The sequence below is a fragment of the Butyricimonas sp. Marseille-P3923 genome (assembly GCF_900184685.1).
Lineage (GTDB): Bacteria > Bacteroidota > Bacteroidia > Bacteroidales > Marinifilaceae > Butyricimonas > Butyricimonas muris.
Window position 1 is genome coordinate 47860 of record NZ_FXXL01000005.1, and the last position, 17292, is coordinate 65151.

The following is a 17292-nucleotide window of genomic DNA, read 5'->3' on the forward strand; positions in this document are numbered from 1 at the left end:
CATCTGTTATTAAAAATTAAACGAAAGTCCTGCCTCCATACTTCTCGCGAAGGGATACGCTATACCCCTCTCCGACCGAATCGTCGATGCCCGGAACACGTCACGCGCGGATGCCTGTATCTTCAAGCTACTCAACCCGAGCTTCTTGATCCACCCGTCATAGAACTCGTATCCCACGTAAACCGACTCCAGTGTCAACACGTTCTCCTTCTGCACGAAACGGGAAGACATCGGGGTACTCTCCGCGCTGGCGATATCCTTGAAACGCACCATATCCCCCACTTCCTGCCAACGCTCGTACAGCGCACGCTTGTCTTGATTCCGGTTCAAGGCACTCCTCGAGATATTCTCCACCTTGCTGTACAACGCCTCGTTGAACACGTCCGCCCCCATCTGGTAACGGAAATTCAGACTCACCGACAAACCTTTCCAGTTCAACGAGGTACCAAGCACCCCCTCCACGTCGGGACGGGTATTCCCGCAAATCACCTCGTCGTCATAGGAAAAATCATAAGTATAACTGCCATCCTTGGCATAGAACAACTCTTTCCCGTTCGAGGGATCAATCCCCGCGGACTTCACCGCCCAAATATCATCCGGGTCTGCCCCGTCATAATACCTCACCGTGTTCGCCCCCTTTCCACTGGCGTTCAACGTGGAAAGCTTATTCCCGATCTTGTCAATCTTACTCTTCTGCGTCCTCACGTTAGCCCGAATCATCCACGAGAAGCGCTCCGCGAAATTCTGGAAAATATAGTACGACACCGAAGCCGTCAAACCTTGCGACACCTGCTCCCCGGCATTCGTCATGTACGTCGGCGTACCGGAAGAAAGCGGGGTACTCACCTTAATCAATAGCGGGTCTGTCACCTTGTAATAATAATCCGCCGTCAGGGAAAATCGCTTGTTGAACAACGTCACGTCCAACCCGATATTCTTGTCCACGGTAATCTGCCACTCCAAATCCGGGTTCCCGACCTGCGACAACACGGCTCCCAGCCCGAAATAGTTCATCGCCCCGTATTGAAACGAGTACGTCAGCAACGACTGTGCCGAATCAAAACTCTGGTTCCCCGGGTTTCCGATCGACGCCCTCAACTTCAACAAGTCTATCCATCCCACGTGATTCATGATAAACTTCTCCTTGTGCAAATTCCATCCCAGTCCCACCGACCACGTCGTGTTATACTTCCGGGAGGTACCGAAAACCGACGACCCGCTTGCGCGCAAACTGAAATCCATCAAATAGCGGTCGTCAAAAGAATACCCCGTGTTGAAATACCCGTTCACCGAGCGGGACACGGACTCGTAATAAGTGGGCGTTCCGTTTTCGGGGTAACCGTTCGAGAACGAGGGATAAGAAAAATCACCCTCCGGGAACCCTTGCGCCGAATACCCTTGCGTGAGCGACTTATTGCTAAAAACATTTCCACCCGCCACCAGATTCACCCGGTGTTTTCCCAACAACTTCGCGTAAGTAACACTCAATTCCCCCTCCACCTGATTCGTCCGGGTATTTGCCGAGCGGTATTCCCCCTTCTTGATGGCCTCCACGTCCTCGTACCGGGTATCATTCCGGGAATAAAACTTCTCCGTGTCGTCATTCCCGTAAGTAATCCCCAACCGGGCACGCACCCGCCACTCCGCCGTGGGGAAATATTCCGCCATGAAATAATTACTCAACGAGAGGTTCTTCCCCTCGTCCCGGCTATTCTGACTGGCGTTCCACAACGGGTTTGATGCCTTAAAGAAATCATTTTTCTCCAACCATTTATCCACCGTCCCCGAATCATTATACTTCTTGTAATAAGGATTCGCCGCCGCGTACTCGCTGAATGCCACGATTGGGTTCTTGTAGTCGGTCGATGTCAACGAGAATTTATTCGAGAACTGGAATTTCGACACCCGGTAAATCAAATCGATATTACCGCTGATCACACTCCGGTCGGACTTTTCCATCACACCGGAAATCCCGTTATATCCCGCTCCCAGCCCGAACAGGAAATTTCCTTCACCTCCCTGCACGTACAGGGAATGTTTTTGGTTTACCCCCACCCGCAAAGGCTCAGCCAACCAATAGGTATCCACGCCACTCTCGATAGCCCTCAATTTCTCGTTATACAACTCGTTCATCTCCACCTCGCTTACCGCCGACCAAGATGCGGGTTCATACCTTCCCGCCAATCGTTCGAACTCCAACTTCTCCCTAGCGTTCATCAAATTATAACTCGACAAATCCGGCATCGACAGATTCATGTTCCCGTTATAACTTACCTGCAATTTCCCCGCTTCCGGCTTCACGGTTTCCACCACGATCACCCCGTTTGCCGCCTTCGACCCGTAAATGGCTGTCGAAGCCGCATCTTTCAGAATCGTGATCGACGCCACCCGGTTAATATCCAAATCATTAATTGCCGCCAACGTCGACTCGAAACCGTCCAGTATAAAAAGCGGCTGATTCGGGTCGGCATCCAATTCATCCCTCAACCCCAACATACTCGACTTCCCCCGAATCTCCATGTTCGGCAACCTGTTCGGGTCTGAGCCGAACTGGTTATCCTCGATAATCGCGAAAGCCGGGTCTAACGTCTTCAGGCTTTGCAGCACATTCTGCGTTCCCATCGTCTTCAATTCTGCTGCCGAGTACGTGGACGCCGATCCCGTGAAACTCTCCTTCTTGCGGGTAAAGATTCCCGTCACCACCACGTCCGCCAGTTCCACCTCGTCCGCCTGCATCACGATCGAAAGTTCCTTCCGCACCTCCCCACTCTTTAACCGTGGCAACTTCACGCTCACCGTCTTCATCCCGATAAAAGAAACCACCAGAGTAGCCGTGTCCGCAGGCAGCAACAACTTGAACTTTCCATCCACATCCGTGGCAGTCCCCACCAGCGTCCCCGCCAAACGTACCGAGACTCCCGGCAAAGGCACACCTTTATCATCCGTCACTTTCCCCTTCACTTCCTTACTCTCCACACCGGTTGAATCCCTCCCTCCGGCATTCGCCAACAGCGGGAATCCCAACAGCAAAACCATAAATAACCGGATAATCACGATTACCGCCATCTTCCGAGGTAGCAACTTTCGCTTAAAAACTTTCCTGTCATAAGTTTTTTTCATAACTTTGATTGTTAATTAATTAATAAAATTGATTTACACAAGGGGGTGATATTCAACGTTTCTCAGGCATAGAATACACCCTCTATTTTATTTTTCCGTTTTTACGATAGCAAAATTCCATTCAAGAAGAATCTTTTAATCTACAATCATTCATAATCTCGTAATCTTTTTTCATTTCATTTGTTATTAGTTAAATCACTACCCACCTCTTTTCTATACAAAAAGGATAAAAAACTTACTTGAATTATTTCTCGTTTCATTTTATCATATATTTATAATTAATTCGGAGAATTATTTAATTTATAATCCCCAACAACACCCACTTTAGTTCTTGTTTTTACCTCAAGTGAAGATATATATATCCTCACTTGAAAGCCGATTTATTCTTTTCTTTATAAAAAATTGAAACCATGAAATCGGAAATAGAGTTATATACTGCTCAAAAAGTAAAAGAACGCAGATTAAAACTAAAAATTAGCCAACGTTATCTAGCGGATTGCCTCAATATCAATCAACGATATATTAGCAAAATTGAAAATCCAGAATATGACGAAGCCTATAACGTTGATCATTTAAATGACATTGCCGTCATTCTTGAATGTTCCACACGAGATTTTTTCCCAGAGAAACCATTTAGAAGTAACAAAAGAAAACAATAAATATTTTTTCTACAATTCACATTTACTAGTAGTAAATAAGTTATAAGAAATTGTCCTTTTTTCATTGTCTTGATTTAATTAGAATTTTTAGAATAATGTCTATATCTATTTTGTCTATTACCAATACCTCAAATCATATTAAGTTCACCTCTCCCACTAACATATTACTTCAAACCCATTCTTTTGCACTTTTCCGCAAGTAACACAATTACACAACCTAGAACTCTCAAATTCTTCAACAAGAATACCACGAAGATATAGTTTAGAAAAATCACCTCCAAATAATTTAACAAAAATCTTCGTCGTGACGAAGTATGTCGATTCTGTTTATAACCTTTCTTTATAAAAAATTATACCATGAGAACAACAATAGATAAATACATTATCCAACGAGTAAAAGAAATCAGAAAAGCTAAAGGAATAAAACAAGAACAAATTATGGATCGCATGGGCTTAAGTTCCACATCTACATTTGTTTCCCAAGTCGAATCAGAAGATTATGAAGAAAAGTACAACATTTATCATTTAAACGAACTTGCCAAAATTCTTGACTGCGACATCGCAGACTTTTTCCCCCGCCCTTACCAAGAAGCAAACAGCTTACAGGAATATCGAAATGCAAAAGAAGAAGCAAAAAGAAAAGCAAAAGAAAAACGAGAAAAAAAGAAATAAGAACCAATGTGATTCGCTTAAATCTTCAAAAATCTTTAGTTTAAAATTTAAATATCTTGTTCCCGCATTCAATGACGGCTGCTTCCTCTAATTGCTTGAGATCACACCCCTCCGCCATTAACGGTAAGATTTATCGAAAAATCCAGCACCACAATCCTCATCCGTCATTTCATACGGATTAGTAAGGAACAGACCTCCCTGCATGGAACGAATCCTAATGGCAAGCGTTATCGATTCATCCTTGGTGAAAACTGTAGTTGCCCATTTTCAGGCCTGACTCTCTGCTATCTTCATGGGAAATAGGGCTTAACGAGACAACGGGTCAATCAGGCAATATATTTCCAAAGTATCATGTTTTTATCAATTTAGTGACTTGTATGTCACTAATGTACAACTCGAAATTAATAGAAGATTAATAGATAAATTAAAATTCGACACCCTCCCAAAAAGATTCTTCGTATTTTTGAAATCAAAAGTTGCATTGGAGAGTTGACTCTACCAGATTTAAGCGACTACTGATTGTAGTCGTTTTTTTGAAGATTTTCAGTAGTTTGTAGACTTTAGTTATTTCTTTTTATGCTAAATGGTGAACATTCCGGGAGTGGAATTTGGATAAAAATTAAGATTACATTATATTTGATAAAAATTGAGACTTGCTTTCTTATGACAGATATACATTCAAAAGAGGTTCGGAGTTATAATATGTCAATGGTTCGAGGAAAGAATACTCAACCTGAAATTACTGTTAGGAAGTATTTATTTAATCACGGGTTTAGATATAGAATAAATGTATTGAATTTACCGGGGAAACCAGATATAGTATTAAAAAAGTACGAGACTGTAATTTTTATTAACGGTTGTTTTTGGCATGGACATACTAATTGTTCTCGTTCCGCATTACCTAAAACTCGAACTGCATGGTGGTCTGATAAAATACAGAGAACAAAAGAACGAGATATACAGGATTATAATCAATTACAACAATTGGGATGGCGAGTTTTAGTTGTTTGGGAATGCCAGCTGCGCTCAAAAAAACAATTAGAAACACTTGATTCCCTCGCACAAACCATTCGCACAAAGTATAATAAAATGTGAATTTATGATACAAACTAATTGATATTTCGTAAAAAACAAGAACTCGGTTTTGAATAAAATAAACCGAGTTGTATGAGTAGCACTAAAAATAATCGAACCTATATTCAATAACAGACAATTTATTATTTATAATGCGGTAGATCTATTCCCATTCTCAAAGCGATATTGAATGTGGCGTTAATTAAACGTTGTGTGAATATTTCTTTTTGATTTCCAATATATACTAGTTCGTTAGCTTGTCCGTTTATAATTACGGGTAGAGGCATATTTGTGTCGAAAATATATTGTTCAATATATATGGTAAATAGCTTTAAATTCCATTGGATAGCTTTATTATCATTAATAAAGGAAAAGTGATCTGTTTCAACATTCCTAACGGCAATGTCTAATTCTGTAGTTTTGCCTCCGGTGAATGAAAAATTGTAGGATAATTTTTCGGCGGGACGTAAACAATCGCAACTTTGACTCACGCAAATTATATATTCAATATAAGGCTCCGGTTTGCCTTTTCTGGTAACGGGTTCTTGTAATTGAAATATATCTCCCGGTTTGATTTGATGATTGGGAACCGAATTTGCTTTCGTAAAAGTAAGAAATGAGTTAAGTGCTGCTAATTTCTCTTTTGAAGGCTTCGGGCTCTTTTCTGAGAATATTTTTTCTAATTCATTCAATTTTATATTTTCTATAATATGCTGAGTTACATGTGCCGAGAGACAAGATACCAGATATTCAAATTTATTTTCCCCTGTGTTTTCTTCATAATTGTTGGCATGATAGGTCAATGCTTCTTCGTCAATACCTCCCAGACCTTTTCCCAATACAGCCAATTTTCTATATAGTATTTCTTTGAGACGTAAGGCTAAAAGTAAGGACTTTGCATTGGGTATTTTTGAGATGATTTCGCAAGTTTGTTGGTATAATTTATCGGGTGTGATTCCCTTATTTGTCCCAATTTGTTGTTTTTCCAGGATGAAAATAATCGTGTTATTTATTAACAAACCAGGCAGACCTATTTTTGTTATTGGTTTTATAAAAAAGTTCTCATTTCCTTCTCGCAAACAGGGAACTTCATTTATATAGTTTTCATACCAAATCAAAAAATCATGCACGGACATCTCTAGTGAATCGAAAATAGGACAAAATTCATTCCATACACTTTTTATTAATTGTTGAATTTTTCTAACTATATCTATTTTGATTGCCTTTTGTTTATCCGGGTACAATGTATATCCGGGTAAGTTTTCTTTTATTATTTTTTCCAAATCATCAATTGTGCAATCACATCCTTTCCTAATCAGAAAGTCATTAATTGTTGAACTATACACTTCATATCGTTTAGCTTTTTCTTCTTTGGTAGAAGTCGAATAAAAAAAAGAATAAATTTTATAAGCGATAGCTTGAGTATTCGGTTCCTGCGTGTAGATTGCTGCAAATTGGATGAAATCGTTATGAACAGCATCCAGTAATATTTTTAAACTGTCATCATATTTTACTTGGGTTTCCGGTTGCAACTCCCAATCCAGTATTAATAATTCTTTATTACTAAAGAGATATTCTTTGGCTTGTTTAAAACTCTCGTATCCTTTAAAATTGTATATGTCAAGATCACATTTTCCGTTTTCCCGAAAAGATTGGTATAATATCTTGGGCGCTTGTTTTTGTAATTTACTTTCTTCCGGTATTTCCTGATAAGGTTCCGGGTATTCATCATCAATACATACTGCAGAGCGGATGGATGATGATATAATTTCTATGATTTCGTTTGTTTCAAGCATAATAATAAATTATACGTTTTCTTTTTTATAAGGACGGATTATAAAACATGCACCACCTAATTTGTTGTATTTTTTATCATTAGTGGCAATAATATCTAATTCCACGGAACGAAGGCTCGTACGTGCCAAATATAGTCCGATTCCTCTTCCGTCTTTTTTACGCGTAAAAAATAGGGTGAAAATATCATCGATAATACGTTCATCAATTTTTTCACCGTTGTTTAAGATAAGAATTTCATTTGTATCTTTCATATACTCTATCCGTATTTCCCGCGATTGAACCGGAATTAGCCAGTATAGTGCATTGTTTATGATATTGATAAATACAGAGGTTATGACCGATTCGTATGTAAAGAATTGGTAAGATAAAAATTCATCATTAGCACTCAAATTTATATCATATTGTTCCAGTTTTGAAGCAAAAAAGACTCTCATCCCGGATAGAATATCCTCTCCTTTTATTTCTGTACGTTGCCTGCGAGTTGTATGGTACAAGGGTTTAAGCATTTTGAAATTAGCTTCAAGATGTTGAAATGCCGTTTGGAGTTGATTGTATTGCATCTTTATCTCGGAATGGGTATCCGTGTAACCTTTGAGGTATTCGATCGCATTAGCCATTTGTGCGTAGAGTACATTTAACTCGTGATCGATAATTTCAACCGATATACCTAATTGTGCCAATTCGTTTGTTGTTTCTAGTTTTTCTTCTAGTTTTTCTTGTTGCTCTTTGTACCAACCAACCAAATAATCATCGTCAATATCAAAACTTAAATTTTCTACATGATTAGTAAACGAGGAAAATCTTTTTTCAATTTGATTTCGGGTTTCTTCTCCGACTTGTAAAACGATGTTGATCGCTTGTTCATAATCCTCTCTCGTTTTTGGGGTATTCGGAAAAGATTTATGGGTTTCTTCTTTGAAAGAATCTAAAAATGTAACCTGTTCTTTTTTGAATAAGGTCTCAAAGTTTTCTGTCACCATGAAAAAACGTTTCTTATAAGAAGAAATGAGTATACCTATTTCTCTTAATTCAGCTGCATATCTTTTTTCAAAATCCGTTTTTAGATTTTGAACGTCAAAACGTTGTCGAACTTTAGATATTTCTTCACTACAATTTTTTATGAATTCCTCTGTTTTAGTATACTCGTTTTTATATTCACTGTATTTTTTTTCTTGTGCAGAAGTTAGATTCGTCCGTTTGGGTTTGTTTAAACGCAGTGCTCGTAATTCTGTTTTTTTTGATTCAAGTAAAGATACTAAATTGTTATAGTCATTATAAACTAATTCTAGATTATTGGCTTGTGTAACTAACTGGTTGTATAGTTGGTTTATTTCTTCTTGTAATTGTTCTATTTTGATTTGATTATTTTTTAGATCAGTAGAGAATTTTGCTTTTGTTTGCCTACTTCTCTTCTTTTCATCCTCTTGTATTTTTCGATTTTTTTCTTGAATATCCTTCAATTGCTCAGAACGGGCATTTTTCTCTTCCTGATTTTCTTCATTTTGACTTTTAAAAAATGTCAATGAAAGATCGATAAAAAATCGTATTAGATCTTTCTTAAACTCCCGGTAAGCTTTATTCTCTATAAATCCTTCACGACCGGCTTTATCAGTTAAATTTTTATTTTGTTCTCTACTTATGGTTATATAACCAAACATATTTCGGTGGCTAAAGAAATAATATCCGGCACTTTTGGTTCTTCGTTCTTCAAATTTCAGAAAGTCATAATCAACTCTTCCGTAAGGGAGTACTCTAAATTTATCACGATATATATATAGTCCCCCGAACTTATCTGTTTTATCGCTTATAGAGTGATAAGCTTCTGATGATAAAGAGGAATTTGTACTTTTTCCTTCCAGAATTCCTAACTCTATACCCATGGGGCCATAAGGTGTTTTACCCGGTATACGTACAGGTTTGAAGGTGTATGGATATGATTCTTTAAAAACTCGTACCGTACCGGTAAAAAAACCATTTTCGTCAAAAGAACCTTTGATGTAATGATCTGTATTATCGAAATCTTTGTGTTCGAAGAAATCATTAATAATATTGTACCGTCCTCCTGAATCATAAATATTGAAAACAGTAGTAAAGTCGGGGTCTTCAAGGAAAACATTATAAATACCACTAAGTGAGCGTCTTATTTCAGTGATGGCATCACTTTCATCATCAATGTTTTTATAATTATCTGCTAATTCCAGTAACTGTTCATTGGGTTTGAAGATAAGAAATGTAGTGCCGTGGTATTCGGTACTGAAAAAATCACTAACAATTTCTTTGTTAATGAAATCCGGGATAAATAAATTGTTGATATCTTCCTGCATAACTTCCATTTGCTCTGTTTGGTCTTGCCATTGACTTTTATCAAAGTTTTTCTGAAATTCAGCCAGCATTTCCGGGACTAGCAGACGAAATTCATCTGGGTTTGAGAATTCCCCTAATGGAATATTGATGTCATCAACGAATAAATTGTAATTTTCAAGTATTCTCCAATCTATAAATAGAGCCTGACATTTTTTGTTTTCTTTTTTCGTGAGCATTAACATGGGAGAACCTAAATAAGAGACAGACAGTCGTCCGATACCCTTTTCTCCCATGGGAATACGCATAGGTTTATAGAATCTCTCTTTATCTGTTAAAAATAATTTACCTCTTGCTTTTGAATCTGTTCCCAGAACAATCCATTTATTCAAAATATCTTCAGCCGACATTCCGAAACCATCGTCACAGAGTGTGAACAAGGGAGATTGATTATCCCTGTACCCAGGTAAATATAGATTGCAGCTTAAATGACCGGCATAGGCATCATAACCGTTTTTCCATAACTCTGAAATTGCTGTCGGTAAATCTGCAATTTGTCCTTTCCCGAGCAATTCAACGGCTCTGGCTTTGGTTCTGAATTGTACCATGATAATTCTTTTTAAGCTCTTGTAATAGTAATCCTAACCTTCTGCCGTATTCCGGAGGAACTGCATTTCCTATGATACGAGCGTTGTTTACGAGGCATCCTCCTTTGAAAATGTAATTGTGAGGAAATGTTTGTAAAGTTGCTCCTTCACGAATAGAAAGTCCGCGATTTTCTTCCGGGTGAGCAAAACGACCACAAGAAATTTTATAAAATCCGGTTGTTATAGTTGAAGAGGGTGTATTCCAACGTAACCGTCCGTATACATCAGTAAAACTATGATCTTTTCCTATATAACAAGGTAACTGAAGTTCTTCGTCATCTTTCCAAGCTAAACGACTACCTCCGTCATGAGGTGTTTTCATTAATCGTCTTAGGTTTATATCGTTTAATTTAGAAACGGAATGCATAAAATCACTTTTATCAGAATGACCAGCTTCGACTCGCTGAAAACCATGTGCTTCTCCTATAAAATCAACTAATTTAGCTTGTTCTTGATCCGGTGCGGGAAGATATACCTCGCCTAAACGAGAAGCAATTAAGGAGAATCGTTTGCGTGATTGAGGAACCCCGTAATAACTCATATTCACAATTTTCCATTCATAGCGATATTGTTTTTTTTCCAAAAAATCTAAAAATTCGGGAAGTACACTATCGTGACGACTAGCCAAACCCGGAACGTTTTCAACCAGAACGAATCCCGGATTATAATAATCGACAAATCTTTTGAATTCTCGTAATAAGTCTTTTGATTTACGAGCTTTTTCTCGGGAAGTATTAATGATGCTATAATATTGACAAGGACTACAACCGACAAGAATTAAATTATCATCATTGCGTAAGATATTTAGATTCTTCTCAAAATAATCATTTGGTAATTTAGTTATATCCGAATGAATGAAAGTTGTACCCGGGTTATTGTCTTCATAAGTTGTTTTACACGCAAGATCGAAATCAATACCGCCAACGACATGAATTCCGGCTTGACGAAGACCATGTGTCATACCTCCTCCTCCACAGAAAAAGTCAATAGCACAAAATTCATTTGTTTTACTCATGTCTAAACCTTAACTTGGTTAATATGCTACAAAAATACAAATAAACCACTTCTTTTTATAATAAACAAGAGTAAAAATTACCTGAATAGAGTAAAAGTACTAACATTTTCATTTCGAAACTAAGAAGAATCTTTTTTGGGTGTCTCGAATTCTAATTTTTTCTTTCGGTCTTCTACTAATTTTGTATTTAACATTACTGATATACAGTTCACTAATTTGGTTAAAACACGAAACATTCAGATGTATTGCCTAATTAACCCGTTCGTGTTCTCGTTAAGGCCTCTTTCCCATGAAGAATACGGGTGAGCGAAATAAAATTTAATCCCGAGTTTTCGGGCGACAAATTCATATTCGGCAAACTCAGACTCGTTATCAGAGGAATCGAGTGTATAAATTTTTTATATGAGAATAATAACCACACCATCACTCGAGCCAGTTCATTTGCATTTTTTCCTTTCTCGAGTTTCTCCATGATCAGAAAATTTGTTCTTCTTTCCGTCAGGGTAACGATCGCCCCCTTGTTATCTTTCCAGATAATCGTGTCTATCTCGAAATCCTCGAAACGTTCCCGGGTATTTATAATGTCCAGACGTTGATATCTTATCTCAAGATTATTGGCATAAAACGAGTATTCGCATATTTTCTCATTATCCTCAGCATCCATTTTATCTTTGTGTAAACAGGAAAAACAAAGAATAGTACAATTGTTTTCCTCTATATTTTATTTCTGCAATGCACTATATTTACAGCATAATAGAAATAAAATAAAGAAATAATTTCCCTAGGATTTAAACATCACCGACTCGGTTTAATATTCAATTTTAGACCCAAAAGACAAATTATCCCTCCATAATTATTCCGTAAGCGAGTCCACAAATTCCCCAAACCTTAAAATCTTCTCACTATTCACTTTATTGAAAAGCAAGTGTTCAAAATCCTTTTGCTTCTTCTTCAAATCAATCGTTTTCAGCAATTCGACTGTTGCTTGCTTGAATTCTTGCAAATTATGTATTCCACAACGCTTTGACAGAAAAGTGTAATCCGGTTTTGCTTGTGAAAGTAAAAACATCAAATCATAAAAATCACGACCTTTAGCACGAGCTAACATGGCTGCAATTTTCATACTGCACAATACACCATCAGAAGGAACGGGAAACGGAAAAAAGAATCCACACCCCTTGATATTTGTTATAACTGGAGGATAAATGATTTGTTGATCTTGACTCTCAACCTTAATCAAAAAACGCTCTTCCTTATGTCCGCTCAATCCTAAATCAAATAAGAGTTCCGGGAAATGGATGTTACGCCTGAATGCTGTTAACTTCGGATTTTCTTTATCTTTCGCTTCAACTCTTAGTCCCGAACGCTCCAAAAAGCGGATTACTCCATTCGTCATTTCAATAAACTCTTCTTTCGACAAGTCTTTGCAGTCAAAATCCAAATCTTCAGAAAACCGATCTATCCCTTTCACCAAACGCAAGTTTGTTCCTCCAATAAAAGCCATCTTTTGAATGGTTGGAGTAGAAGAAAGGTAATCCAAAATCATCAACTGCAAATACTCTTTCAGTATGTGCTTATCGAAACCCGAATTCCCACGGATTTGAACTGGAAAATAATTTCTTATCTGTTCTATCTGTATCATAAATCATAAGTCTTAAAAAGTAACTTTACCCGATAATCAAGAGCCTTACTTTGAAAGTTGGCACAATAATTCATCAGTAAATCTTTGTTTAAATCATCATGTAGGTAATCTTCATCCAAACGCAATTCCTCTAATTCCTGCTCATTATCATAGAATGGATAAAGATACAGCAAATCAAGCAATGCCTTTTCGGGGGTGGCAAACTGCATGGTACGGTTGTCTACCACAGGCTTCAACTCGTATCCGAACATCAGGTTCTCTTTGATATTTTTATAGGAGTATTCACCAAAATCGTTACTAAACGAGGCTGTTTTTAGTGATGTCACACAAGTAATTTGCACTACCGCTTCCGGTATCATCCCGTAGAATGCCAATGCCGTATGCAAGCTAATATAAGAGGGACGGTAAATCCTATTAGCAAAATAAAGGGAATAATCCGGTTTGTTCTTGTATTCAGAAAAAGCAAAATATCCTTGCCGTAAGCGTATAAGATACCCTTTCTTCACCCAACGAGTAAGATTATTGCGGTCAAAATCCGGTTGCCATGCATATACTTGATAGATATTGAAACATGCCAAATCGAATAGTTGATTTTTAAATTCCAAAAAGGTCATTCTTCATTTTGTTTCTATTATGCAGCAAATATAGTGCATTTTGGAAATAAAAACAAGATAATAGACACAGTCTTTCGAGATACTCTTTTTTGAGATTAAAAACCTATATTTGAAACCTGAAAGAAAAATGCTTCTTATCAGTTTTAATATCAAAGTATATATTACGATTAAATGTTAGCATACACATACATAAGCAAAGGTGACTTCAGACTCCAAGAGAAGCCGATACCTCAAATAAAAGATTCACGAGATGCTATCGTGCGTGTCACGCTTGGAAGTATTTGCACGAGTGATTTACACATCAAACACGGTAGTGTACCTCGTGCCGTACCGGGCATTACCGTTGGGCATGAAATGGTGGGTGTTGTAGAACAAACGGGAACCGACGTTACTACCGTGAACCCCGGGAACAGAGTGGTCGTGAATGTGGAAACCTTCTGTGGAGAGTGTTTTTTCTGCAAAAAGGGATTCGTGAACAACTGTACCGACCCCAATGGCGGTTGGGCTTTGGGCTGCCGCATTGACGGCGGACAGGCTGAATACGTCCGTGTTCCCTATGCCGACAGCGGACTCAACCGCATTCCCGATGCGGTAAGCGATGAACAGGCTCTTTTCGTGGGCGACGTGCTTGCCACCGGATTTTGGGCTACACGCATTTCGGAAATCACGGAAGACGATACCGTACTTGTCATTGGAGCCGGACCCACCGGAATATGTACCCTGCTTTGCGTGATGCAGAAGAAGCCAAAAAGAATTATTGTTTGCGAAAAGTCCCCGGAAAGGATTCAATTTATCCGGGAACACTATCCCGATGTACTGGCGACCGAACCGGAAAGATGCAAAGAATTCGTGCTTCAGCACAGTGACCACGGAGGGGCTGACGTGGTGTTGGAAGTAGCCGGAAGCGATGACACCTTCCGTATGGCATGGGAATGCGCCCGCCCCAACGCCATCGTAACCGTGGTTGCTCTTTACGACAAACCGCAACTTCTGCCTTTACCCGATATGTACGGTAAAAACCTTACTTTCAAGACCGGGGGCGTGGATGGTTGCGATTGCGCCGAGATTCTTCACTTGATAGAAGAAGGCAAGATTGATACCACCCCACTCGTCACACATCGGTTCCCCTTAAACAAAATAGAAGAAGCATATCGTGTTTTCGAGAATAAACTGGATGGTGTGATAAAAGTAGCGATAACAGGGAAAGAATGCTGAAATTAAAAAGAGGATAGATTTTCACCTATCCTCATAACCATTCACAAGCAGTTTTCGAATGCCTGACGCACCTACCAACAACTCTGGTTTTCACAAAGAAGTCCCACGAAAGTAGAACTTCAAATACGCCTATACAGTAGAATCTCATCCAAAAGATGCAATTAACAAGTCACGTACCACCCAACCGAGTTGGGGTTCATAGGATACGCGAATAGGCGCAAGACCAGTTAACGTTTTAAAACCGACATACTGAACAACTGGTCATTTTCCGCTTCGGGTATTTTCAGTTGTCGGCAAAATCTTTTAATTCTACATTTATCTGCATCAGTATGATAACTAAATTTCCATTTCAAATCTTCCGGAGCAACCACATGGTCAAGAATAGCCCTAAAATAAGGTAAATCCACGTCGCCCAGAGAATGTCCAAGTACCGTTATCTCCTGCAATTCCCGCAATGACTTGAAAAATTCCAGATTCCGGTCTATAATCTCTCCGCATCGTTTCACGTTTTCTTTATAATAATCCTCCAAACGCTCTTCAATCAAATCCGCGGCATAATACCTGACAGGCAACCGCCATCGACCTTTTGCTTCATCTTCCGCAAAGAATGCCAAATACACCAACTTATCATTGGCGAAATACCTCCCGTTTTTCCCTTTCAAATTAGGACGGTACCTTCTTTTGTTTCTATTTTTATGAATCCACTCGTCAAAAGCCGCCTCAGCATTCTCCGCACGATGTCCCAGCACTAACTTACCAAACTTTTGTCTTCGCTCTCCATGTATATACACAATTTGCTCCCGAGGAATACCATATTCAGTTTCAAGAAAAAGTGTATAATTGAAGTTCAAAAAAGCCGCATTTCCATCAAGTTGTAGCATTTTCTTCCTAAACCCTTTCTCGTAATGCACGGTATTAATCCAGCGATGGAAATGATACTGCATCTCGACAGAACACTCCTTTACAATATCGCTTACCCACCCTATTAGTGCATCGAAATTCGCGTAAAAGCCACCTTCTTCCTCGTCCAACTCAGATAAATCCTCATCCACGAAGTCAAATACCCGTTCCCGATTCAACTCGCCGAGGTATCTCTCGAAATCATTCCACAAACATTTACAAGCCCACGTATTCCTCGGCGCGGGCAAAGCACGCCCGTATTGCAGGCAAAGCAAGTAGTCTTTTATCGACTTAAAATTATTCATCATCGACCTTGGTCCGAAAAAGAGTTCAAACATCTTTAGCGCAAAGTCATCATGCCTGATTAAATACCCCCTGAAATCCCAATAAGTAGATTTCGCCCCGTGGTATCGATCAAATCCATTTCCTATCACGTAAAGATGTCTGACAGGTTCTCCGTTAATCAAGTTCTCAAGCATAAAGACAAATATATTAAAACAAATTCAACTATTATAATGTTATCTTATAAAGTATTCGTTTTAGCAGATTCTTGTTCCTATTTTCTCTATACAGCATATAATTCAAAGATTTTTACGTAAATTTGTCTGTCATTCAATCATAACACAAAACTGTTCTATAAAACATGACTTCTGAAACAAACCGTATAGATTACCCCGCAAGTTACCCGCAAGTTACCCCGCAAGTCAAGGAACTTATTAAAATATTGGATGGGAAATGACAATCCCCAACAAACCCAACAGTAAGTCACAAAAATACCGTTTAACGCCAGTAGGCAAGCTATTAAAAGAATTGTAATATAAATCATTAAACAAAGTCATCATGAAACCAACCAACATCACCCGGGAAGAAATGTGGGCAAGGCAATGCCTTGCGGCAGAGGATATTGATTATGCCGTGTGGGAGCGGGATAAGGCGATGTTGCACCAAATGGAGAGAATCAGCCGAAGTTGTTCGTTTGTGGTGGATGTCTATAAAGGCAAATATGTATACGCTTCCTCGAATTTTGCGGATTTATTAGGGTATGATAGTCGTAAAATCTGTACACTGGAAAGGCAGGGAGATTACTTGGAATCCCGGTTCCACCCGGATGATTTCCCTCAATTGGAAAAATTACAAATAAAACTAAGCCGGTTTATTTATAGCTTACCTCCCGAACAGCGGAATGACTATTGCAATATTTACAGTTTCCGGGTACGCAATGCCAAAGGACAATATACACGGGTAATCAGCAGACAACAGGTACTGGAACGTGAACGCACGGGAAAAGCGTGGTTGATCGTGGGGAATATGGATATCGCCCCCAACCAGAAAAAGCACGAACAAGTGGACTGCACGGTGCTCAATCTTAAAAACGGGGAGATATTTTCTCCGACTCTATTATCCCTGCCGCGAATTGACTTGACCGAGCGGGAAATAGAAATATTACACTTGATACAGAGAGGATTTCTGAGCAAGGAGATCGCTTACCAACTCGGCATCAGCATCCACACGGTGAATATTCACCGCCAGAATCTGCTTCGCAAACTAGGCGTGCAAAATTCTATCGAGGCTATCAATAAAGGATTGGATTTAGGGCTTTTAAAATAATTGCTATAAAAGATAGCTATAAATAACT

The 17292-nt window shown here is 38.9% G+C and carries 14 protein-coding genes; 6 read left to right on the forward strand and 8 right to left on the reverse strand.

Annotated features, from left to right (window positions below; genetic code table 11):
- Positions 1–9: 9 nt before the first annotated feature.
- Entirely contained in the window at positions 10–3120 is a 3111-nt protein-coding gene (locus CS948_RS03855; protein ID WP_099290450.1) for a SusC/RagA family TonB-linked outer membrane protein, read from the reverse strand.
- A gap of 410 nt (positions 3121–3530) precedes the next feature.
- Between CS948_RS03855 and CS948_RS03860 the strand changes: the two genes are divergently transcribed.
- The 3 genes from CS948_RS03860 to CS948_RS03875 all read left to right on the forward strand — a co-directional run bounded on the left by CS948_RS03860 (position 3531) and on the right by CS948_RS03875 (position 5546).
- The gene (locus CS948_RS03860) at positions 3531–3779 is read left to right on the forward strand and encodes a helix-turn-helix transcriptional regulator (RefSeq protein WP_099290451.1); all 249 of its coding nucleotides are present in this window, start codon (positions 3531–3533) and stop codon (positions 3777–3779) included.
- A 357-nt stretch (positions 3780–4136) separates the two neighbouring features.
- A complete protein-coding gene (locus CS948_RS03865; protein WP_099290452.1) occupies positions 4137–4451 on the forward strand; it encodes a helix-turn-helix domain-containing protein in 315 nt (104 codons plus the stop codon).
- Positions 4452–5114: 663 nt separating this feature from the next.
- Entirely contained in the window at positions 5115–5546 is a 432-nt protein-coding gene (locus tag CS948_RS03875; protein ID WP_099290453.1) for a very short patch repair endonuclease, read from the forward strand.
- A 122-nt stretch (positions 5547–5668) separates the two neighbouring features.
- Here CS948_RS03875 and CS948_RS03880 read toward each other — a convergent pair whose 3' ends face one another.
- The 6 genes from CS948_RS03880 to CS948_RS03905 all read right to left on the reverse strand — a co-directional run bounded on the left by CS948_RS03880 (position 5669) and on the right by CS948_RS03905 (position 13541).
- Positions 5669–7321 carry a response regulator receiver domain gene (locus CS948_RS03880; protein WP_099290454.1) on the reverse strand — a complete coding sequence of 551 codons (1653 nt, stop codon included), beginning with the start codon at positions 7319–7321 and terminating at the stop codon, positions 5669–5671.
- A gap of 9 nt (positions 7322–7330) precedes the next feature.
- Positions 7331–10231 carry an ATP-binding protein gene (locus CS948_RS03885; RefSeq protein WP_099290455.1) on the reverse strand — a complete coding sequence of 967 codons (2901 nt, stop codon included), beginning with the start codon at positions 10229–10231 and terminating at the stop codon, positions 7331–7333.
- Positions 10197–11285 carry a DNA cytosine methyltransferase gene (locus CS948_RS03890; RefSeq protein ID WP_099290456.1) on the reverse strand — a complete coding sequence of 363 codons (1089 nt, stop codon included), beginning with the start codon at positions 11283–11285 and terminating at the stop codon, positions 10197–10199. Before CS948_RS03890 ends, CS948_RS03885 begins: the two co-directional genes overlap by 35 nt.
- 253 nt (positions 11286–11538) lie before the next feature.
- The gene (locus CS948_RS21835) at positions 11539–11949 is read right to left on the reverse strand and encodes a hypothetical protein (protein WP_255301848.1); all 411 of its coding nucleotides are present in this window, start codon (positions 11947–11949) and stop codon (positions 11539–11541) included.
- Positions 11950–12138: 189 nt separating this feature from the next.
- Positions 12139–12927 (reverse strand): nucleotidyl transferase AbiEii/AbiGii toxin family protein, encoded by a 789-nt coding sequence (locus CS948_RS03900; protein ID WP_099290457.1) that lies wholly within the window; start codon positions 12925–12927, stop codon positions 12139–12141.
- Entirely contained in the window at positions 12924–13541 is a 618-nt protein-coding gene (locus CS948_RS03905; protein WP_099290458.1) for a hypothetical protein, read from the reverse strand. Before CS948_RS03905 ends, CS948_RS03900 begins: the two co-directional genes overlap by 4 nt.
- A gap of 171 nt (positions 13542–13712) precedes the next feature.
- Between CS948_RS03905 and CS948_RS03910 the strand changes: the two genes are divergently transcribed.
- A complete protein-coding gene (locus tag CS948_RS03910) occupies positions 13713–14756 on the forward strand; it encodes an alcohol dehydrogenase (protein ID WP_099290459.1) in 1044 nt (347 codons plus the stop codon).
- A gap of 227 nt (positions 14757–14983) precedes the next feature.
- Here the strand turns inward: CS948_RS03910 and CS948_RS03915 are convergent, their stop codons facing one another.
- Complete coding sequence (locus CS948_RS03915; protein ID WP_099290460.1) at positions 14984–16135, reverse strand: bacteriophage abortive infection AbiH family protein; 1152 nt, start codon at positions 16133–16135, stop codon at positions 14984–14986.
- Between the two features lie 256 nt (positions 16136–16391).
- On the opposite strand from CS948_RS03915, the gene CS948_RS21950 reads away from it, so the two are divergent.
- Both CS948_RS21950 and CS948_RS03925 read left to right on the forward strand, forming a co-directional pair.
- Complete coding sequence (locus CS948_RS21950) at positions 16392–16472, forward strand: Fic family protein (protein WP_366842434.1); 81 nt, start codon at positions 16392–16394, stop codon at positions 16470–16472.
- A 24-nt stretch (positions 16473–16496) separates the two neighbouring features.
- Positions 16497–17264 (forward strand): LuxR C-terminal-related transcriptional regulator, encoded by a 768-nt coding sequence (locus CS948_RS03925; RefSeq protein WP_176554909.1) that lies wholly within the window; start codon positions 16497–16499, stop codon positions 17262–17264.
- Positions 17265–17292 lie beyond the last annotated feature (28 nt).